General features: G+C 47.4%; 22 protein-coding genes. 8 read left to right on the top strand and 14 right to left on the bottom strand.

The window, feature by feature from the left end:
• Positions 1-451 precede the first annotated feature (451 nt).
• Positions 452-601, top strand: coding sequence for a DUF6019 family protein (locus CLFS41_RS30260; RefSeq protein ID WP_007857864.1), 150 nt, complete (start codon positions 452-454; stop codon positions 599-601).
• A gap of 143 nt (positions 602-744) precedes the next feature.
• Here CLFS41_RS30260 and CLFS41_RS30085 read toward each other — a convergent pair whose 3' ends face one another.
• Entirely contained in the window at positions 745-936 is a 192-nt protein-coding gene (locus tag CLFS41_RS30085; RefSeq protein ID WP_045092585.1) for a hypothetical protein, read from the bottom strand.
• Positions 937-1,127: 191 nt separating this feature from the next.
• On the opposite strand from CLFS41_RS30085, the gene CLFS41_RS13940 reads away from it, so the two are divergent.
• The 3 genes from CLFS41_RS13940 to CLFS41_RS13930 all read left to right on the top strand — a co-directional run bounded on the left by CLFS41_RS13940 (position 1,128) and on the right by CLFS41_RS13930 (position 2,750).
• Positions 1,128-1,685 carry a helix-turn-helix domain-containing protein gene (locus CLFS41_RS13940; RefSeq protein WP_045092584.1) on the top strand — a complete coding sequence of 186 codons (558 nt, stop codon included), beginning with the start codon at positions 1,128-1,130 and terminating at the stop codon, positions 1,683-1,685.
• 124 nt (positions 1,686-1,809) lie between these two features.
• Complete coding sequence (locus CLFS41_RS13935; RefSeq protein WP_045092583.1) at positions 1,810-2,439, top strand: CatA-like O-acetyltransferase; 630 nt, start codon at positions 1,810-1,812, stop codon at positions 2,437-2,439.
• A gap of 119 nt (positions 2,440-2,558) precedes the next feature.
• Positions 2,559-2,750 (top strand): hypothetical protein, encoded by a 192-nt coding sequence (locus CLFS41_RS13930; protein ID WP_007857873.1) that lies wholly within the window; start codon positions 2,559-2,561, stop codon positions 2,748-2,750.
• 432 nt (positions 2,751-3,182) lie between these two features.
• Here the strand turns inward: CLFS41_RS13930 and CLFS41_RS13925 are convergent, their stop codons facing one another.
• The 5 genes from CLFS41_RS13925 to CLFS41_RS13905 all read right to left on the bottom strand — a co-directional run bounded on the left by CLFS41_RS13925 (position 3,183) and on the right by CLFS41_RS13905 (position 6,372).
• Positions 3,183-3,812 carry a DUF3267 domain-containing protein gene (locus tag CLFS41_RS13925; RefSeq protein WP_045092582.1) on the bottom strand — a complete coding sequence of 210 codons (630 nt, stop codon included), beginning with the start codon at positions 3,810-3,812 and terminating at the stop codon, positions 3,183-3,185.
• A gap of 30 nt (positions 3,813-3,842) precedes the next feature.
• Complete coding sequence (locus CLFS41_RS13920; RefSeq protein WP_007857878.1) at positions 3,843-4,361, bottom strand: hypothetical protein; 519 nt, start codon at positions 4,359-4,361, stop codon at positions 3,843-3,845.
• 131 nt (positions 4,362-4,492) lie between these two features.
• Positions 4,493-5,029, bottom strand: coding sequence for an O-acetyl-ADP-ribose deacetylase (locus tag CLFS41_RS13915; RefSeq protein WP_045092581.1), 537 nt, complete (start codon positions 5,027-5,029; stop codon positions 4,493-4,495).
• Positions 5,030-5,141: 112 nt separating this feature from the next.
• The gene (locus tag CLFS41_RS13910; protein ID WP_330363632.1) at positions 5,142-5,774 is read right to left on the bottom strand and encodes a cell wall hydrolase; all 633 of its coding nucleotides are present in this window, start codon (positions 5,772-5,774) and stop codon (positions 5,142-5,144) included.
• A gap of 271 nt (positions 5,775-6,045) precedes the next feature.
• Positions 6,046-6,372 (bottom strand): hypothetical protein, encoded by a 327-nt coding sequence (locus tag CLFS41_RS13905; protein WP_007857883.1) that lies wholly within the window; start codon positions 6,370-6,372, stop codon positions 6,046-6,048.
• A gap of 221 nt (positions 6,373-6,593) precedes the next feature.
• On the opposite strand from CLFS41_RS13905, the gene CLFS41_RS13900 reads away from it, so the two are divergent.
• Positions 6,594-6,944, top strand: a complete 351-nt coding sequence (locus CLFS41_RS13900; protein WP_045092580.1) for a hypothetical protein — start codon at positions 6,594-6,596, stop codon at positions 6,942-6,944.
• Positions 6,945-7,095: 151 nt separating this feature from the next.
• Here CLFS41_RS13900 and CLFS41_RS30435 read toward each other — a convergent pair whose 3' ends face one another.
• Complete coding sequence (locus tag CLFS41_RS30435) at positions 7,096-7,266, bottom strand: hypothetical protein (RefSeq protein ID WP_007857895.1); 171 nt, start codon at positions 7,264-7,266, stop codon at positions 7,096-7,098.
• A gap of 279 nt (positions 7,267-7,545) precedes the next feature.
• Positions 7,546-7,788, bottom strand: coding sequence for a hypothetical protein (locus CLFS41_RS13895; protein WP_007857897.1), 243 nt, complete (start codon positions 7,786-7,788; stop codon positions 7,546-7,548).
• Between the two features lie 161 nt (positions 7,789-7,949).
• On the opposite strand from CLFS41_RS13895, the gene CLFS41_RS13890 reads away from it, so the two are divergent.
• From CLFS41_RS13890 to upp, 3 genes are all read left to right on the top strand, one after another.
• Positions 7,950-8,588, top strand: coding sequence for a membrane protein (locus CLFS41_RS13890; protein WP_045092579.1), 639 nt, complete (start codon positions 7,950-7,952; stop codon positions 8,586-8,588).
• A gap of 151 nt (positions 8,589-8,739) precedes the next feature.
• The gene (locus tag CLFS41_RS13885; RefSeq protein WP_227883911.1) at positions 8,740-9,564 is read left to right on the top strand and encodes a hypothetical protein; all 825 of its coding nucleotides are present in this window, start codon (positions 8,740-8,742) and stop codon (positions 9,562-9,564) included.
• Positions 9,565-9,817: 253 nt separating this feature from the next.
• The gene (gene upp, locus CLFS41_RS13880; protein ID WP_007857906.1) at positions 9,818-10,447 is read left to right on the top strand and encodes a uracil phosphoribosyltransferase; all 630 of its coding nucleotides are present in this window, start codon (positions 9,818-9,820) and stop codon (positions 10,445-10,447) included.
• 103 nt (positions 10,448-10,550) lie between these two features.
• On the opposite strand, the gene CLFS41_RS13875 is transcribed toward upp, so the two are convergent.
• The 6 genes from CLFS41_RS13875 to CLFS41_RS13850 form a co-directional block, all read right to left on the bottom strand.
• Complete coding sequence (locus CLFS41_RS13875; RefSeq protein WP_045092578.1) at positions 10,551-11,288, bottom strand: UDP-N-acetylglucosamine pyrophosphorylase; 738 nt, start codon at positions 11,286-11,288, stop codon at positions 10,551-10,553.
• The gene (locus CLFS41_RS13870) at positions 11,285-13,402 is read right to left on the bottom strand and encodes a DNA topoisomerase (protein WP_045092577.1); all 2,118 of its coding nucleotides are present in this window, start codon (positions 13,400-13,402) and stop codon (positions 11,285-11,287) included. The genes CLFS41_RS13875 and CLFS41_RS13870 overlap by 4 nt, the downstream gene beginning before the upstream one ends.
• A 168-nt stretch (positions 13,403-13,570) precedes the next feature.
• Positions 13,571-14,629, bottom strand: coding sequence for an aldose epimerase family protein (locus tag CLFS41_RS13865; protein ID WP_045092576.1), 1,059 nt, complete (start codon positions 14,627-14,629; stop codon positions 13,571-13,573).
• Positions 14,630-14,754: 125 nt separating this feature from the next.
• Complete coding sequence (gene asd / locus CLFS41_RS13860; RefSeq protein WP_045092575.1) at positions 14,755-15,840, bottom strand: aspartate-semialdehyde dehydrogenase; 1,086 nt, start codon at positions 15,838-15,840, stop codon at positions 14,755-14,757.
• A gap of 219 nt (positions 15,841-16,059) precedes the next feature.
• Positions 16,060-18,294 (bottom strand): DNA topoisomerase (ATP-hydrolyzing), encoded by a 2,235-nt coding sequence (locus CLFS41_RS13855; protein WP_045092574.1) that lies wholly within the window; start codon positions 18,292-18,294, stop codon positions 16,060-16,062.
• Positions 18,295-18,320: 26 nt separating this feature from the next.
• Complete coding sequence (locus tag CLFS41_RS13850) at positions 18,321-20,240, bottom strand: DNA gyrase subunit B (RefSeq protein WP_045092573.1); 1,920 nt, start codon at positions 20,238-20,240, stop codon at positions 18,321-18,323.
• Between the last annotated feature and the right edge of the window lie 25 nt (positions 20,241-20,265).

The raw sequence follows: 20,265 nt of genomic DNA, 5'->3' as shown, positions 1-20,265 counted from the left end.
TCACATTTCCCATCCCAATAATTCACTGTAGAATTTCTGTATTTCTTTTTCATCCTGACAGTCGATCATAATATTTCCTATCACTTTTATGTTCTCCGTCTTGCTGGGATTACATATGTAATTCCCTTTAGTTTTAATCTCTTCCCAAACTGACCGGGGATGTATTGACCATCATTTCCACTGATCCTGATAAAACTTCAGCTCTATTATACCAGAACCCAGCCCACAACACCACTGCAGAATAAGCCTCTTATATCCCCTCATCCAAAATATAACCTCTGATTCTAACAGGTATGTATTACCTCCTGATGCTCTGGAAGATACCTCATCGCGGTGCGAACCTTTGCACGTTTTCCGTAAGGTAATTTTAATCATTTCCATACTATGACATTACGCTAATTTATTATATAATTTTAATAACATATATGAAACAATTTTAGGAGGATACCTTATGCATTCATCAATATTCTTTATGATCTTTAGCTTTATTTTGTATGTTGCCCTAATTATTGGATTCTTTGCTCTCGCATACTTCATTCTTAAGAAAGCAATTAAAAATGGTCTTATAGAAGCCTATAAAGAAATTCAAAAGCTTAAATGATCCTAATTCCATAACTACATCCTGGGGAGCCTTATTCGCTCCACAGGATTTTTCTTCTTTATTATGCAAAATAAAAGAACTACTAACTTCATGCCTGATAGTTAGCAGTTCCCTATTTATATATCATTCAAAACCGGAAGCTGTCAATCGAGAAATTTTTTTAAATCTGTTATAAATTGTGTCTGCGCCTTTTTCAAATACGTTTGTTCAGGCAGTGAAACAGAGATTGACTTTACAGCGAGTGTAACAGCGGAAAAGCTTTCTATAAGGCCAATTGGTAAAAGTGCTTTGTAACTATCGCACTGGATCATAGCCTTTATATTGGATGATGTCATATTCATTCCCTCCTATCTGAATTCCATTTCCTATTTACAGAATACACTAAGATCTATTAACTATCAATATAAAACTGTCTAGATAATAAATATCTTTCTTAACGTTTTGGAACGTTTATAATTGAAAATTTAATTTTTGTATGTTATAATATACAAAATAATACTATTCAATACAAACAAGAGGTATAAGAATGGAAAATATCAATTTGAATGTTGGCAAGCGGCTTAAATCAATTCGTCAGAACAAGGAGCTGTCTTTAGATGAGGTTTCAAACTTAACCAATGTAAGTAAACCTGCCTTAGCTCAAATTGAGCGTGGTGCTTCCTCTCCGACTATAAACACTCTATGGAAAATATCGAAAGGGCTTAAAGTTCCATTATCCTATTTCTTGCAGGAACAGGAGAACGATTTTCAGATTGTTGACTTTAAATCACATAAGCCAATTTTGGAATATGGTGAGTTGATGAAGACATATGCAATTTTCCCCTATTGTCCAACGCGGAACATGGAAATTTTTTATATAGAATTTGCTGCTGGCTGTGATTATCGTTCCCAACAACATTTAGATGGAGTGGACGAATATCTCTTTGTTATACAGGGAAAACTGCAGCTTGTTTTGAACGGCAGGGAAATTGTTGTTAAAGAAAAGCAATCTATCCGTTTTCGTGATGATATTCCTCATCAATACAATAATCCGTTTAATGAAATGTGCGCCGCCTATAACATAATATTTTACTTAAATGCATGAGCCGTTCATACAAACGGAACCACCTTTAACTTATATTGGAATAGGCACAAGGCAATTGCGTATGGTCAAGTATGTTTTAGGCAAATAGCGCAAATTTAGCAAATCCAACTTCAGGAGGGGCATGATGGCTAATATTTATAGAGTAGTGGATGAAAAATGTTGGGAAAGAGCAATGCATTGTATGATCTTTAGAAATAGTATTGAACCTGCCTTTTGCGTGACATTTGAAGTAGATATTACTAATTTCCTGCAAAAAATTAAGAAACAAAATTTTTCCTTTACAATTGCAATGGTATATGCTGTATGTAAATGTGCAAATGAAATAGAAGCATTTAGATACCGCTTTTTGGATGGAACTATTGTTTTGTATGATAAAATCGATACCGCTTTTACATATCTGAATCAAGATACCCAGTTGTTTAAGGTGGTTAATGTCCCTATGCAAAATAAGATTGAGGAATACGTGGAGTTGGCAGCAAAAACCGCAAGGGAACAAAAAGAATACTTTACCGGGCCTCTTGGAAATGATGTTTTCCAATGCTCCCCTATGCCGTGGATAACATATACTCATATTTCTCATACGAATTCAGGAAAGAAAGACAACGCAACGCCCCTGTTTGACTGGGGGAAATATTATAAAAAGAACGGAACATTCTTCATGCCAATATCGGTTCAAGCACATCACTCATTTGTTGATGGTATTCATATTGGAAAATTTGCAGATGGATTACAGAAATATATGGACGAATATTAATATATCTTAAACTAAAAAGCTTTTATAATAATCATTTGACACTTATTAATCAGTGTATATCTAGCGTTACTTTTTATGCAGCCCCTCTATACAAATTCACATATAAGGAGATGAATACCATGACAAATAAAAAATGGCGGATGTTAGCATGTATCTGCATCTTTGCCCCCATTTCCATTGAAATAGCCTTATTTATCATCACCTATCTGACTGATATGAACTTTGGGTACCTTGGGTTTTTTAGCATACTGGTTCCAGTGTTCCTATTGACCGCCCATCTTATTTCCAAATATAAAATAAAAGAGGACTAAGAGGTATCAACCATGAAGAAAAAACACGGATCCCATGAACCAGCCCGCCAGATCAACCCAAAAGGAGGCGCCGGATGAACCTAAAAACCATTAGCTGTATATTCCTTCTGGTAATGTCCGCAGTCCTCACCTTCTGCGGATGCACTCAACCAACGCCCGTCCTGTCAGACGGGACCTATGTTACAAGCGGTAATGAGACGGATTTTTTCCAGCCAGCCATTACCTTTGATCTGACAGAACACCGTTTTTCCTTTGGTCTCAATCCCTCATCATCCTACTTAACCGCGGGAACAATCTCTGTTGACAACGGCTATGTCACCGCAGCTACGGACGATGGGGCGTATACTTACATTTTTGAGATCAAGGACAAGAACACGGTATGTTTTGCCTGTGACAGATGGAACCGAATTCAAATTAACCGGTCAATAGCTGCTACCGCTCAAATGCAACCACACCGCATTCATAGGGGTGATCATAATAGACCACTGTCTTTCCTTTGGTCCTGTGCAGCAGCAGCTTCAGGATGATCAGACCATCTCCTCCTCCGCTGAAGATCATCATCACGGACAGCGCCGTCAGCCCCGGGTTTCCAAAACAGACCGCGGCCGCTGACAGCGCAAATCCCAGAATCAAAGTGGGCATGGCGGCACCTATGATGTACTGCCATTTGCTCAGAGGTTCCGAACAGGTGCAGTAGGGAGTCAGGGCCTGCCAGATCACACCAAATTCAATGGAGTGGAAATGTTTCTTTGCAAACATGCTCCATGTCAATCCATGGATTCCCTCATGTACCACGATCAAGAACAGGAACAGGGCAAACAGCCATATAAAACCGGCCCCAAAGTAAAAGTCTCCGCTGGGATTCTTCATACGATACAGAAAGATTACGATTCCGGCAAATGGCATCATTAATATGATCGCAAATATATTGGCCTGTATAATGCCAACTGTGAGATCAGTCTTCGTATACCCTTCTTTTTCCATGGTTTTACAGACAACGTCAAACTGCGCTTTCCGCTCTGATTCTTTGGGGCTTAAGTTTCGTTTGGATTCTTTTGTCATTTCGTATCACCTTCTGTTTGTTGATTTGTCTCATCCATTCTGCCGTTCTTCATTGCTCTGCGCCAACAGACTGTTGATGTTTTTAATATCATGCCTGTCAACCTCCCTCAATTCATACCCGGTATGAAAGACGCTTTGGCCCATAGCTGAAATACAGGGGATCTCCCGCCCTTCCAACATGGTTTTACTGAAATAATCCGGCTCAAACTCATACCATCCTCCCTGCATATCGGCCTGCTTTGCCTTACCGTCACCAGAGATTACAAATGGATGGATGTCTATGTAACTCATTTCCGGATGATACAGTTCAATCCTCACAGGTCTCCAGTCTGTTGTAACCGAATAACCATGGGATACCAGGGTATCGATCAATTGGTCTGTGTATTGGGCGTCAAAATCAATGTCGATATCTCTGTGTTCCCGCGTTTGTTTTCCCACAAGCGCGTCTACTCCCCATCCTCCGTCTAACCAGTAACGAATTTCCAAACGGTCCAGCAAGTCCAGTACATCCATCAGGTCTTCTTTTGTTGCGGTTTCCTTTTTCGGCATCTCATTTCCCCTTTGTCTTTTTTATTTTCCAACATGATATGAATATTTTATCACAATATACTGTTTTTGTATAACCTACAGTTCAACAGGCGGTTCCCCTTGTATGGAACCGCCTGTTTTCGCCGCAATATTTAATTTCGCAACCCAAACACCTTTCGCACCACCATGTCATAGATCAGCTTTGTTCTCTCATCAAACAACACCCATACTATACGGTCCAGCTCCCCGTCATGTTCCTTCAGGAACCGGTCCATCTCATTGGCCGCAGTCTCCGCCGCAAGCTCCACGGGAAAATGATAGATGCCCGTTGAGATGGATGGAAATGCGATCTGCCTCACATGATGCTCCACTGCCAGCTGAAGGGAATTCCTGTAGCAGGAAGCCAGCAGTTCCTCCTCGCTGTGCGTTCCTCCGTTCCACACCGGTCCCACGGTATGTATGATGTACGTGCAGGGCAGCTGATATCCCTTTGTGATCTTGGCCTGCCCTGTCTTACAGCCGCCTAACAGCCTGCATTCCGCCAAAAGTTCCTTGCCTGCACCGCGGTGGATGGCGCCATCCACACCGCCTCCTCCTAACAGTGAGGAATTGGCGGCATTGACAATTGCATCCATGCCGCTTACCTTTGTAATATCTCCCAAAACCGTCTCCACAATTGTTTTATACATCCTGTCTCCTCTCCCTTCGCCACATAGTGTTTTCCTGTTTTTACCTATTATATCACATAATCCCAAGGCTGTCCCCCCTCTCTGTTCAAATCTTCAGACAGGGAATGATCACTCAGTAACAATAGCAATGGTATCTGGTTCGTATATAAACGCCATTTCCCTGCCGCCCTCCTGACTGCCATACCACATTGCCCGGAAGGACGCTTCCATTTTCCAACAGATACTTCGCATTGGCCCAGTTCTGAGGCGTAGGCTCACGGTTGTAATTTCCGTCCCTGGTACATGCATACTGCCCGCGCTGGAACACCACATCCTGGATCGTGTTGGGAAAGGACGGATGGCCCACCCGGTTGAGGACCACGGATCCCACGTACAGCTGCTCGTCATCCGGATAGGACTGTGCTTCCCCACAGATCACATGGGCCAGGATATATAGGTCTTCCTGGGTATAAGATGAAAACCTCAGGCCCGCAGGATTCGCAGCCTGAGCGCTGTCAACGGCCAGTTCCATGAGTGCCATTGAGTTTGCATCCAGTTTTTCAAAGACCGCCCTGCCCTCCTGGCTCCCCCCAAATGTCCCTCTTTTCATCACATCCGCTGTGGATATAAGATCATTTATGACCGCATCTGCCTGGGCACAAAGGGTTGCCGCGGCGGCGCCATCCCCGTCCGCATATACCACTGCCGGGAAGGCCAGTGATAAAAGCAGTGCTGTTATACCGGTTTGTATTAGTTTCTTCATCATTGCTCCTATTCTCATAACTGCTTATTTCCATAATCTGCTTTTCTTTATATTTTATCCCAAAAAGCAGACATCTAATCACAGCCAAGGGGCACAGGGGAATGATGGGTACAAAACAAGGGGAAGAAAAAGAGAAGAAAAAGGACTAACAACGGAATAAAACGAAATAAAAAGGGATCCCTCGGCCGCGCCTGGGGATTCCCTCAATCAAGCTACTTCATGATCCATATTTACCCTCAGTGGACAAGGGGGCCTTTGAATGATATAGAGACTTCTATCTTATGCCAAGAACCTGGTCCGGATCCGGTTTAATCATGTTCCAGGCAGCCATTAATGCCTCCCTTAACTTTTCCTCCCCCACAAACTCAATCTGCTTATTCAGCACATAGGCGGTCCGCTCCTCGGGCCCCATCTGGAAATAATCATCCTCATCCCTGTATGTATCGCTTAAAAAGTTGTATTTGTTCACAAGCAGCTTTTTGTAAGCAATCTCCGCTATGGTCCACCGCTTTGTATGTTCCTCACTCATCACGTTAAAATCCACAAATATGATAATATCCAGATTCTGTTCACTTCGGTATTTTAAGGCTTCTACTCTCATAAGCGTCCTCCCAATCAGTTCCTATCCGCTTTCTCCATTATAGCAAAATTACGGCAATAACACCACTGTATTTTCAATTGTTTACACGATTTTCCATTTACAGGGAATTAAAGAACATGGCAGGGGATCATGTCCAATGATTTGGATTTCATTGAAAAAACAGGTGAATTTTTTGTAGAACTGTGTTAGAATTAGAACATACATTCGGCGGGAGGGCAATAATGGAACTACATGTAATATGGTTTATCATTCCATTTATATTATTGTGCGGCATTGTTTATTCGGTGCTGCGCGGCTATATTTACGGCGCAGTTTTGGCAGCTCTTTCTCTGCTTGCAGCACTGATCAACCTTGTTTATTATATTGCCGGTTTTTTCTTACATATCAAGATACGGAACACACTTGCCCTCTGTTTGTTCCTGGGGGTTATGTCTGCTGTCTGGCTGATGGCGGTACTTCCCTTTGCATACAGGCATTGGGCCAAACGGCCCTCCGTTTCCGTGTGCCTGATCGTAAACGTATTCCTGATCCTCACCTGGAACATCCTTGTTTATATTTCTTATTTCCTGTGATGCCTGTCCCAGATGCCGGCGTACAGCAGCGCCCCCACTATAGCCACTATGAGCACAATTCCCTTTATGTCTTCCATAATGTCCCTTCCTGTCTTCAGACAGCCTTCTCTTTTCCGTCTTGTTTTTCCGTTCCATTATAGCATATGAATCCCTAAATTACACATTCTTTCATGTATTCATTCACATATCTATGGATCAGTCCTGCCCTTTTTTCTCCCAGTATATTTTCCAGTTCTCTCAAAGTGAGCTGTCCCTCCAGATACATCCACGCAATCCGGATCGCCTCACTACCAATCTCTGCTACAAGCTCCAGCTGTGTCATATTTCCCCCTCTTTCAGCACGTTTTTCAGGCAAATATAATTGCCAGCCTAATATTATATTCCTCACCATGCCGAAAGATTCCTGTATTCATGATAAAAAATAAAATGACCAGTCGGGGAACTGGTCATTTTAGGAGAAGGTATTTCGTTTCTTATGGGGTGTAGCAAAAACTATATAATGTATTGGGGGGGTTACGTCTATTATAATAGCATATACCGCAAAAAAAGTGTGCACAAACTTTATGGGATATGAAAATTTATTTTATGCACTTTGCAGATATTAGGCAAACAATGGCTCCACATGGCCCCTGTTGGAGAAATCCAGAAGCGAAACCGGCCTGTCCTCCTCATCCTCTGCGTCCATGGCTTTATACCAGATATCCAGGGCTTTACGGACCGTGATCTCTGTGTCATGATAATAGTAAAGGCTTGCGCCGGTATGGGTCACAACGTCTTCGATCAACAGCCGGGCGTCCTGATTCTCAAATAACACTTCATTCAAATTATACTTTGTAATTTTCATACAGGCACCTCCTCGCACGCGAACATGTGTTTGTTTTTATATCATAATCATATCACGAACATACGTTTGTGTCAAGAGTCAGTATCATGAACTTGCTTTTATGTGCTCCGTATACTATAATATTGTGGATATTCCAAAACAATCACAGGAAGGCAGCCCATATGCTCATCAATTATTTCAGGAAAATAGGAATGCGGCGTTTTGTCATTATGACCACAGGAAACATATTCCTCGGTCTGGGAATCAGTATATTTAAGCTGTCCGGATTGGGCAACGATCCCTTCAGCGGTATGGTGATGGCCCTGTCCGATCTGACCCATATCACATATGCCACCTTTCTTCTCATGGTCAATGCCGCCCTTTTTATTTATGAGGCCGCTGCCGGCCGGAAGCTCATCGGTGTGGGAACCCTTGTCAATGCTTTTCTTCTGGGGTACATCGTAACCTTTTTTTATAACACACTGCTGCGGGTCATGGGAGCGCCCCAGCAGATGATCCAGCGCGTCATCACCGTGCTTTTCGGCGTTGTCATTACCAGCCTGGGCGTATCCCTGTACCAGTATCCCAATGTAGGCGTGGCTCCCTATGACAGTATTTCGCTGATCCTGGTCCGCAAAAAACCCCATGTGCCGTACTTCCGTTACCGCATCAGCACGGATGCCTTCTGCGCCCTCATATGCTATCTGGCGGGCGGGATCATTGGTCTGGGCACGCTACTATCGGCATTTGGTCTGGGGCCTATTGTGCAGTTTTTTAATGTGCATGTATCCGCCCGGCTTTTAGACAGGGAACGGCTTTAATAATTTGTAAGCTTTTCTTCAAACTGCGTCCATGAATATCATTTATAATTAACACAATCCTGGCACAAGCCAGGAGTGTACTCTCGGAATCATCCCGCAAATCAGAATATCAGGGGACTACGAGAGTCCACAGGAATACAAAGGAGGAATTATGATGGATACAAATAAGAAAATTCTAATAGGCGCGATCAGTGCAGCGGTGGTGATAGGCGGTGTGGCCATTGGCCTGATCCTAAGCCAGGCGCCGGAAAAGGCAGACCTTTCCACCATACACACGGAAGCTGCCACTGAAAGTCCAAAGGAGACTCTTCCCCCCACCACAGAAGCTGAAACAGAGACTGCCGCTCCCACGGAAAACGGCAATACATCCAGTGTCACAGCAGAGATAGAGACATACACATCCGGTAAGGTTTCCATCCAATATCCGGCCGTGAACAAGATGGATGACGCGGACAAGCAGGCCAAGGTCAATGAGCTGCTAAAGTCAAATGCCCTCTCTGTGATCAAGGCCAATGAAATTGATGAGTCCAAGGATACCCTTTCCATTAAGTGCAAAATCATATCCGTGGACCGCAAGAGGATCACCGCCACCTACACGGGAAGCCTTATGGGAGACGGCGCCGCCCACCCGGTCAATCTGTTCTATTCCAATACCGTTAACCTTCCCCAGGTCCAGGATCTGGGATTTGAGGATTTTACAGATGCCTATACCATGGCCGGCTATGTACTCAGTGATGATGTGAAATTCTCCGGTATTTCCGCTGATGTAGAGGCAGCTGTCCTGGAATACAGAAGCTCTCTGGATATCGACACCCTGACCGCAGTGTTTGACGGCGCGGATTTCCCCCTTTCATCAGGCACCGCCTGGCCGGAGTCCTTCAGCTACGAAAAACAGGGAACCATCTTCTTTTCCATGCCTGTTCCCCATGCATTAGGCGACTATGTCATTGTATCATTTGACCCATCTACCAAATAATGACGGGCGGAATGTCATATAACGGTTGATATCATAAGCTATTTGATATATAATTATCGTGACGTTTCAGGACGGCCCATCTTATTGACCGGAAAAGCCGGTCAATAAGCATCGGATATCCATCCAATGTGAAAATGGGTGCAAAAACGGACTTATAAGCAAGCTTAACGCCCGCTTTTGCACCCATTTTCCTGCCGTCCTGAACTGTTACTAATTATCATTAATTCTAATAGATAAAGGAGCAGCAACAACTATGGATAACATAATGATTTTTGACCACCCTTTGATCCAGCACAAGATTTCCATATTGCGCAACAAATCCACAGGGACCAACGAATTCCGCGCCCTGATTGAAGAGATCGCAATGCTTATGGGCTATGAGGCGCTCCGCGATCTTCCTGTGGAGGACGTGGAGGTTGAGACTCCCATTGAGACATGCATGACACCTATGATAGCCGGACGCAAGCTGGCTGTGGTTCCGATCCTCCGTGCAGGGCTGGGCATGGTGAACGGCATCCTTGCACTGGTTCCCAGCGCAAAGGTAGGCCATATTGGACTGTACCGCGATGAAGTCACCCATGAGCCTCATGAGTATTACTGCAAGCTTCCCAACCCCATTGAGGAGCGCACCATCATTGTCACTGATCCCATGCTGGCTACCGGAGGTTCCGGCGTGGCTGCCGTTGATTTCATCAAGGAGCACGGCGGGAAAAAGATCAAGTTTATGGCCATCATTGCTGCGCCTGAAGGCCTGGAGCGTCTCCGTGCAGCCCATCCCGATATCCAGATCTATGTGGGCCATCTGGACCGCTGCCTGAATGAGAATGCCTATATCTGTCCAGGTCTGGGTGATGCAGGGGACCGCATCTTTGGAACAAAGTAAAATTGCCCTGATAAATTGCCTTATAGAAAAAGCGGGAAAACGGATTTGTGCAGACACTGTGTACACTCCGTTTTCCCGCTTTTATTTTCATTCGTTTCCCGGCTTACTTAACTACCTTAAGTCCGCCTTTTCCCGGCTCTGCTGCCTCCGGCTCCGCTTCCTGCTCTCTTACTTCCTTGATAACAATATTATCCTGATTCTTGTAAATGGAATCAGCCGGTACACAGCCCCTTACGCTGGATAAGGGATATACATTGCTGTTTCTTCCGATCACGGTTCCCGGATTAAGGACACTGTTGCATCCGATTTCCACATGATCACCCAGAATAGCGCCGAACTTCTTAAATCCGGTGGTCACATCCCCGTCCTCAGCATGAACCTTAACCAGGGATCTGTCTGATTTTACATTGGAGGTCACCGCGCCTGCGCCCATGTGTGCCTTAAAGCCCATGATAGTATCGCCCACATAGTTAAAGTGCGGAACCTGGGCGCCGTCAAAGATAATGGAGTTCTTCAGTTCACAGGAGTTTCCGATCACAGCGCCCTCGCCGATGATCACACGTCCCCTTAAGAACGCGCTCTGACGGATCTCTGCCTTAGCGCAAACGATCATAGGTCCGCCCATTGCAATGGTTGGCGCAATCTTGGCAGTCTTATGGATCCAGATATTCTTGCCTACCTTTCTGTATTCATTTTCAGGAAGGATGGGGCCTAATTCCTCAATAAATGCTCCGATGTTAGGAAGCACCTCCCACGGATAAACCTGTCCGTCAAACAGCTTCTCTGCAATTGTATGGCTTGTGTCTAAAAGTTCCTTGATCGTCATCTGTTCCAGTTTCATAGTTTAGTCTCCTTTTTATTAGATTCTGTCTTTTTATAGAACGCGGCAGCCGAATCAAATACCCTGCGAAGATCATGCTGGTTATTCATCCGGATCACATTAACTGTCCTGCCTGCTACAAAACGCTCCAGCTTCTCCATATATTCCTCTGAGGTTATGGAGCCCTCTGATACATAGGTAAGCCCTTTTTCCCAGCTGGCGGTCAGATCCGGGTTTAAGAGCTGTCTTATGGAATTGTCCACCACATCATATACCATCTCCCCCAGAAGGTCCGGGGTAATGACCTGTGTCTTCTTATTCAGGCTGAGGTACTTGATATGGAACAACTTTTTCAGTATCTCTGCCCTGGTCGCACTGGTACCTATACCGCTTCCCTTGATCTGGGCACGCAGCTCCTCATCCTCTATGAGCTGGCCCGCATTTTCCATGGCCAGGATCATGGAACCGGAGGTATACCGCTTTGGCGGGGATGTCTCCCCTTCTTTTATGTTCAGATCCACCAAAGTAAGTATATCATTTTTTTTCAATTCTGCAAGCATTTGAAGCAATACTGTCCTGTCAACTTTTGGAGAAAGGGCATTCTGGGCCTCATCACCCTCCCCATTCTGGGTTTCATCCTTAGTCTTTCCGCCCTGGCCCTGATGATCCTCAAAGGTTTCCTCAACGCCGTTCTTACGGGCCAGATTCACATCCGCCACCTTCAGATATCCCGGGTCGGACATGACTTTAAAATTGGCAAAAAAGTGTTCCTTCATCCGCTCCAGCTCCAGGCTGTACTTCTGATAAACGGCCGCCGGATAGAAAATACTTAAAAACCTTCTGCATATCACCTGGTACACCTTTTCTGAAAGAGGCGAAAGCCCCCTGGTGTTCCCGGCTCCCTGTCCTGTGGGCACAATGGCATAATGGTCTGTTATCTGCTTGTCATTGACATACCGCGTCTTTGCAATGCCCTTATAAGCTCCCTTTTCCAGTATCTCGCCGGCAAACTCTGACATGGGCGCATAATTTTTTAGTCCCCCGATATTCTTATAGATCTCCTTGGCAACTGCGGTGGACAGTACCCTGGCATCCGTTCTGGGATATGTGACCATCTTTTTCTCATAGAGTTCCTGGACCACCTTCAAGGTCTCATCCGGGCTGATCTTAAACATCTTGGAGCAGTCATTCTGCAGCTCCGCCAGGTTGTAGAGAAGAGGCGGGTTCTTTGTCTCTTTCTTTTTCTCCTTTGACACCACCACCGCTTCCATGGGCGGCTGTTCCCGCAGCATGGCGATCAATTCCTCGGCATGGTCCCTGTCTTTAAAACCATTTTCCTTATAAAGATGGGGAGTTCCAAAATACCTGGAGCCCTCCACAGCCTTCCACTCCGCCTCAAAAGGCACAGGCTCCCCGTCCTTTCCAGGGGACTCAAAACTGCCGATCACCCTGTAAAAAGGTGTCTTTATAAAACTTCGTATCTCCCTCTCCCTGCGCACCACCATTCCCAGCACACAGGTCATGACACGGCCCACGGACAGCACTGTAAATTTGGTACCCAGGTAGTTGGACAGGGACGGCCCGTACTTCAGGGTCAGGGCCCTGGAAAAATTGATCCCCATAAGGTAATCTTCCTTTGCCCTCAGGTAGGCGGAGGCTGACAGGTTATCATACTCTGATTCGTCCTTTGCCTCTCTGATCCCCCTTAAGATCTCCTCCTCTGTCTGTGAATCGATCCAGACGCGCTTTTGCTTCTTCCCTGTCACACCGGCCATCTGGGCCACCAAACGGTATATATACTCACCTTCACGCCCCGAGTCCGTGCACACATAGATGGTATCCACATCCGCCCGGTTCAAAAGGCCTTTGACAATCTCAAACTGTTTTTTTACATTCTCAATGACTTCATACTTAAATTCCTTTGGAAGGAACGGCAGTGTCTGAAAACTCCAGCGTTTATACTTCATGTCATAAGCTTCCGGATAACTCATGGTCACCAGATGGCCCACACACCATGTGACCACCGCATCCTCCGACTCAATGTACCCGTCCCCGCGTCTGCCCTTAATCTTTAGGGCCTCCGCAAACTGTACTGCCACGCTGGGCTTTTCCGCTATGTATAATGACTTTGACATCCAATCCCTCTTTTACTTTTCTCTCCTGTACGCGGCCTGGCAGGCCATGGTTTTGAGCCGTTTTCCAGGCGCGTATTTTTATAGTATACCATTAAATCCGTTTTGTGGCAATGAATGACGTACAAAAAGGCGCTGAACCAGTTTATTCAGCGCCTTTTACCGATCATGTTACTCAACCAGGAACTTATAGACCGTGGTTGTCTTATACTCCTGCCCCGCCTTTATTATGGGGGAAGGAAAATTCCCTTTGTGTACCGCATCCGGATAGTATTGTGTCTCAAAACAGAATGCATGGCGGCGGTCATAATGGGCACCGCCCTTTCCAGTCAGCTCATCCGTCAGGAAATTGGCAGTGTAGAACTGCATGCCCGGAAGATCTGTGTAACATTCCATCACACGGCCGCTTAACGGGTCCATTGCCCTGGCTGCCAGGGCCAGTTCTCCGGCCTTGTGATCCAGTACCCAGTTGTGGTCATATCCTTTGCCAAATATCAACGCTTCAAACGGCGCTTCGATGTCACGGCCAATGGGCTTCATTTCCGTAAAGTCCATGGGTGTTCCGGCTACCGGAACAATCTCCCCGGTGGGAATGGATACCTGGTCGGCAGGCGTATAACAGGACGCATCGATCCGGACCTCCTGCTTCAGCACATCCCCGCTGTCATGGCCCGCCAGGTTAAAATAGCTGTGATTGGTAAAGTTAGCCACCGTATCCGCATCACACACCATGTGATAATCCAGAATCAGGCTATTGTCATCTGTAAGGGTATAGCTTACCGTTATCTTTGCATTGCCAGGATATCCCTGGTCCCCATCCGGGCTTTCCAGGTAAAAATCCAGTCTGCTTCCCTGCTCTGTGTCAGATGCCTGACAGGACCAGACCCTGTCATGATACAGGTTTGGACCGCTGTGAAGGTTATTAGGGCCGTCATTAGCGGCCAGGGGGTATTCCTTTCCCGCAATGGTGAGCACAGCCCCTCCGATCCGGTTGGCGTTGCGTCCCACCGGTGCTCCGAAATGGGGCGGATTCTTTCTGTAGCTGTCCAGATCGTCATATCCAAGCACCACATCCCCCATCTGTCCCTTTCTGTCAGGCACCATCATGGATACCCATACGCCGCCCAGGGTGATAAAGGAAGCTGACACCTTGTTTCTGTTGACCAGTGTATACTTATAGACCTCTGTGCCGTCCGGCATTGTCCCGAATAATTCCTTTGCGATTGCCATATGCCTCTCCTTCTCCTGTTTCCTGATGTAAATGAACCTGCATCGGATCCTGTATCGGATCCTGTATTGGATCCTGTATTGGATCCTGTATTGGATCCTGATTGGTGCTCTGCAAAAAACCGCCTCTATTTAGCCTGAATGTATCCCTTTGCCGTAAGCAGCTCCGCACACAGGACAGCTCCGCCTGCCGCCCCGCGGACCGTATTGTGTGACAGGCCCACGAACTTATAATCATACACTTTATCTTCCCTTAAGCGGCCAATGGAAATGCCCATGCCATTCTCGAAATCCACGTCAGCCGTAACCTGGGGGCGGTTATCCTCCTCCAAATATTGGATGAACTGTTTGGGTGCGCTGGGAAGCTCCAGTTCCTGGGGAAGGCCTTTAAAATTCACCAGCTTTTCAATGAGCTGTTCCTTTGTCACTTTCTTCCTGAACTTTACAAATGCCGCGGCCGTATGTCCGTTGAGTACGGGAACACGGATACACTGGCAGGTGATCACAGGGTCCTCCGCCTTCACGATCACGCCGTCTTCAATCCTGCCCCACAGGCGCAGCGGCTCCTGTTCGCTCTTTTCTTCCTCGCCGCCGATATAAGGAATAATGTTGCCCTCCATCTCCGGCCAGTCCTTAAATGTCTTGCCCGCACCGGAAATGGCCTGATATGTGGTGGCCACCACCTCATAGGGCTCAAATTCCTTCCACGCAGTCAATGCAGGGGCATAGCTTTGAATGGAGCAGTTGGGTTTTACTGCAATAAAGCCGCGCTCTGTGCCAAGGCGCTTTTTCTGGAAAGGCATGACCTCAAAATGCTCCGGGTTGATCTCCGGCACCACCATGGGCACATCCGGCGTCCAGCGGTGGGCGCTGTTATTGGACACGACCGGCGTCTCGGTTTTTGCATATGCTTCCTCTATGGCCTTGATCTCATCCTTTGTCATGTCCACTGCACTGAACACAAAGTCCACGCCTGCCGCTACCTTCTCAACCTCGTTTACGTTCATGACAATTAAGCCCTTAACGGCGTCCGGCATGGGGGTATTCATCTTCCAGCGCCCTCCCACCGCCTCCTCATAGGTCCTGCCTGCTGAACGCGGGCTGGCTGCTACTGTCACCACTTCATACCAGGGATGATGTTCCAGCAGGGAGATAAACCGCTGTCCAACCATTCCAGTTGCACCTAATATGCCGACTCTTAATTTCTTTTCCATAGTCCCTTCATTCTCCTCATTGTCCTTTTTTCTTCCGCCAGTGATGGAACTTCCGTGTGTGGGGGAATTTCCTTGATCGGGGAATCTTTCCCTATCCTATACCAAATCATAGAAAAATGCAACAGGAAATTCGTCTTTTGCGCACATTTGTATTTCGCATGCGGACACGCCTTGGATTTTGTGTGCGATATCCCGGCGCCAAACCCCGGCACCGCTTTTTTACAGGCGGACCTTGCTGCCCTTGCCGTCCCTCTTGGCAATCTTCAGACGGTTCATATGGACTTCCTTGCCCTTATACTCGATCACCGGGTCTTCTCCGATCAGATATAAGTTCTCCAGCTCCTCATTCTTGGCCAGTTTGATTCCCCGGACGCCTCTGGACGCCTTTTTCAGCACGGATATTTCCTCCAGTGGGAACCGCAGGAACACGCCGCCGGTGGTCTGCAGCACCACCTCGCTCTGCCCCTCTACAGGAACAATCGTCACCACCCCGTCACCTTCCTGGAGCTTCGTGGCCGCCACCATACGGTTGTTGGTCTCAAATTCTTCCGCAGGCACCTGTTTTACCATGGCCATCTTTGTGGCAAACACAAGGGTGCGGCCCTTCAGGTCCTGGGCGCTGGTCAGGTATATGATGGAATCCTTTGTTCCATCGTATTTGCTTAAGTTCTCAATGGGCGTTCCTTTGTCACGCAGTTTTCCTGCCGGCACATCCGCGGCCTTGATCTGGTACAGGTTGCCGCTGGAGGCAAACAGACAGATCTTATCCGTGTTCAGGCACCTTACCACATGCACCTGTTCCGTATCCACAGTCTCCTGGTTCCTCTCATAGGTGGACTTGTCAAGAAGCTTGCAGTATCCGAACCGGTCCAGGACAAAGACCACCTCCTGGACCGCAACCGCGGTCTCGTCATAAAAGGCCTCCGGCCCGTCCTCAATCAGAGTGCGCCTTGGAACGGAAAACTCCTTCCTGATAGCCGCCAGGTCATCCTTGATCACGCGGTTCATCTCATCCCTGCTTCCCAGGATCTTTTTATACTCGGCAATCTTCCGCAGGGTTTCCTTATGCTCCTTTTCCAGAGCCAGGATCTCCAGTCCGATCAGCTTATACAGGCGCATTTCCAGAATAGCCGAGGCCTGACGCTCTGTAAAATGCAGCTGCTTTGCATCCTCCTCAAATCCCGGCACCTTAAACTGGATCTTTGACACATCTCCGGACATCAGACAAGCCTTGGCATCCTTCAGGTTCTTGGACCCCCTGAGAACCGCGATGATCAGGTCGATACAGTCACAGGCCGTGATCAGGCCTTCCTGCACCTCTTTTTTATCCAGTTCCTTCTGAAGCAGCACATTGTATTTGCGCTCTGTATTTTCATACTGGAAATTCAGGAAATTGCGCAAAATTCCCTTCAGGTTCAACGTCTCCGGGCGTCCGCCCGCAATTGCCAGCATATTGACCCCAAAGGTGTCTTCCAGCTTGGTCTTCTTATACAGAATGTTCTTTATCTTGTCAATGTCAGCGTCCTTGCGCAGTTCCAGCACAATGCGGATCCCGTCTTTATTGGACTGGTTGGAAATGTCCACCACATCGGTCAGTTTCTTGCTCTCCACCAGGTCCGCAATATCCACCAGCATCTTGTTGATGCCGGCTCCGATCATGGTATAGGGGATCTCTGTGATCACAAGCTTATCCTTATCCGCCTTGCGTTTGCCCAGTTCCACCTCAAATCTGCCCCGCAGCTTGATCTTGCCCACTCCGTTTTCATAGATGCCCGGAAGTTCACTTTTGTTGGCAATGATCCCACCGGTAGGGAAATCCGGTCCAGGCATATATTCCATCAGCTGTTCTGTGGAGATCTCAGGATCATCAATATAAGCCCTGACCGCATCCACCACCTCGCCCAGGTTGTGGGGCGGGATGCTGGTACTCATGCCGACTGCAATGCCTTCCGCCCCGTTGATCAGAAGGTTGGGCACACGGACCGGAAGAACCTCGGGTTCTTTTTCCGTCTCATCATAGTTAGGCACAAAGTTGACGGTCTTGTCCAGATCCTTCAGATACACTTCCTGGGCAAATTTCTCCAAACGCGCCTCGGTATACCTCATGGCGGCCGCCCCGTCTCCCTCAATGGAGCCAAAGTTTCCGTGTCCGTCCACCAGTGCCATGCCTTTTTTGAAATCCTGGCTCATGACAACCAGTGTCTCATAAATGGAGCTGTCTCCATGGGGATGGTATTTACCCATGGTATCGCCCACGATACGCGCCGATTTCCTGTGGGGCTTATCGTGATCCAGACGCAGCTCACTCATATCATAGAGGACCCGGCGCTGCACCGGCTTTAATCCATCCCTGGCATCGGGAATGGCTCTTGCAGTGATGACGCTCATGGAGTAATTCATGTAGCTTCTCTGCATTTCCTCGCTGTATTCTGTCCTTAATATCTTTTCAGCCATGTTATTATCTTCTCCTCGTTATACACCTATGCGTCAATCTCCGCTTCATCCGCATGTTCATAGATAAACTCGCGGCGCGGCGCCACTTCGCTTCCCATAAGCATCTCTGTTATCTCGGAAGCCATTCTGGCATCCTCGATCTCCACCCGCTTAAGCACCCGGCGCTCCGGATCCAGAGTAGTCTCCCACAGCTGTTCGGCGTCCATTTCACCAAGTCCCTTATATCGCTGAAGGGTAAAATCCCCGGTATGGCTCCTGCGGTAGCGCTCCAGCTCCTTTTCATCATACAGATACTGCTCCTCGCCCCGCTTCGGGATCACCTTAAACAGGGGCGGCATTGCAATATACACATGTCCGTCATAGATCAGCTCAGGCATAAACCTGTATAAAAATGTGAGAAGAAGCGTATCGATATGGCTTCCGTCCACATCGGCATCCGTCATCAGTATGATCTTATCATAGCGCAGCTTGGTAATATCAAAATCATTGCCATAGCCTTCCGAGAACCCGCAGCCAAAGGTATTGATCATGGTCTTGATCTCGGCGTTAGCAAGAACCTTGTCCATGGATGCCTTCTCCACATTGAGGATTTTTCCCCGGATCGGAAGGATTGCCTGATATTTGCGGTTTCTGGCCGTCTTGGCGGAGCCTCCGGCGGAATCTCCCTCTACGATAAAGATCTCGCATTTTTCCGCTTCCCTGCTCTCACAGTTGGCCAGCTTTCCATTGCTGTCAAAGGAAAATCTGGATTTGGTCAGCATGTTGGTCTTGGCCTTTTCCTCAGCGCGCCGTATCTTGGCCGACTTCTCGGCACAGGCGATCACACCCTTTAGCACTTCCACATTGCGGTCGAAATACAGCTGCAGCTCGTCTCCGGCCACAGTAAACACAGCCTTGGTGGCGTCCGCACTGGCCATCTTTGTCTTAGTCTGTCCCTCAAAGATAGGGTCCGGGTGCTTGATAGCGATCACCGCCGTCATGCCGTTGCGGGTGTCCGCTCCCGTAAAGTTGGTATCCTTTTCTTTTAAAATCCCAAGCTCCCTTGCGTAGCTGTTGATCAGCGCCGTAAACTTGGTCTTGAATCCAGCCAGATGGGTGCCGCCCTCCTGGGTAAATATATTGTTGCAAAAGCCCAGGATGTTCTCCTCAAAGGTATCCACAAACTGAATGGCGGCCTCTACCTCGATCTTGTCCACAGTACCCTTAAAATAGATAGGATCGTGAACCGCGGTCTTGCCCGTATTCAGTTCCTTAACATAGGCCACAATGCCTTCCGGCTCATGGTAAGTGACCTTCTCCTCTTCCCCCGCCCGCTTATTCTCATAGTAGATGGTCATCTGCGGATTCAGATAGGCAGTCTCATGAAGACGGCTTTTAAGCCATTCGGCCTTAAATCTGGTCTTCTCAAAAATCTCGCTGTCCGGAAGGAAATTGATTCTGGTTCCGGTCTCCCTGGTCTTTCCCACAATGGGAAGCAGCCCGTTCTCAAGCTTGACCACGGGCTTTCCTTTCTCATATTCGTCATGGTGAATGAAACCGTCCCGGTACACCTTTACATCCATGTGTTCCGACAGGGCATTAACTACGGAGGAACCCACTCCGTGAAGTCCTCCGCTGGTCTTATACGCGTCATTATCAAATTTACCGCCTGCATGTAAGGTGGAAAGAACGATCCTGGCTGCCGATACCCCCTTCTTGTGCATCCCCACCGGTATACCGCGTCCATTATCCCGCACCGTGCAGGAACCGTCCGCTTCCAGGGTCACCCAAGCGCTGTCACAGTATCCGGCCAGATGCTCGTCCACCGCATTGTCCACAATCTCATAGATCAGGTGGTTTAATCCCTTTGATCCAACGCCTCCTATATACATACCCGGACGCTTACGCACTGCTTCCAACCCTTCCAGCACTGTAATACTGTCCGCATTATACTGTTCCTTTGCCATTGCAATCCTCCATAATCAATAAGTA

The organism is Clostridium sp. FS41 (genome assembly GCF_000954015.1).
In the GTDB taxonomy this organism is placed as follows: Bacteria; Bacillota; Clostridia; order Lachnospirales; family Lachnospiraceae; genus Enterocloster; species Enterocloster citroniae.
Note: the sequence above shows the minus strand (reverse complement) of the source record. Positions and strands in the feature narration are given on the sequence as shown.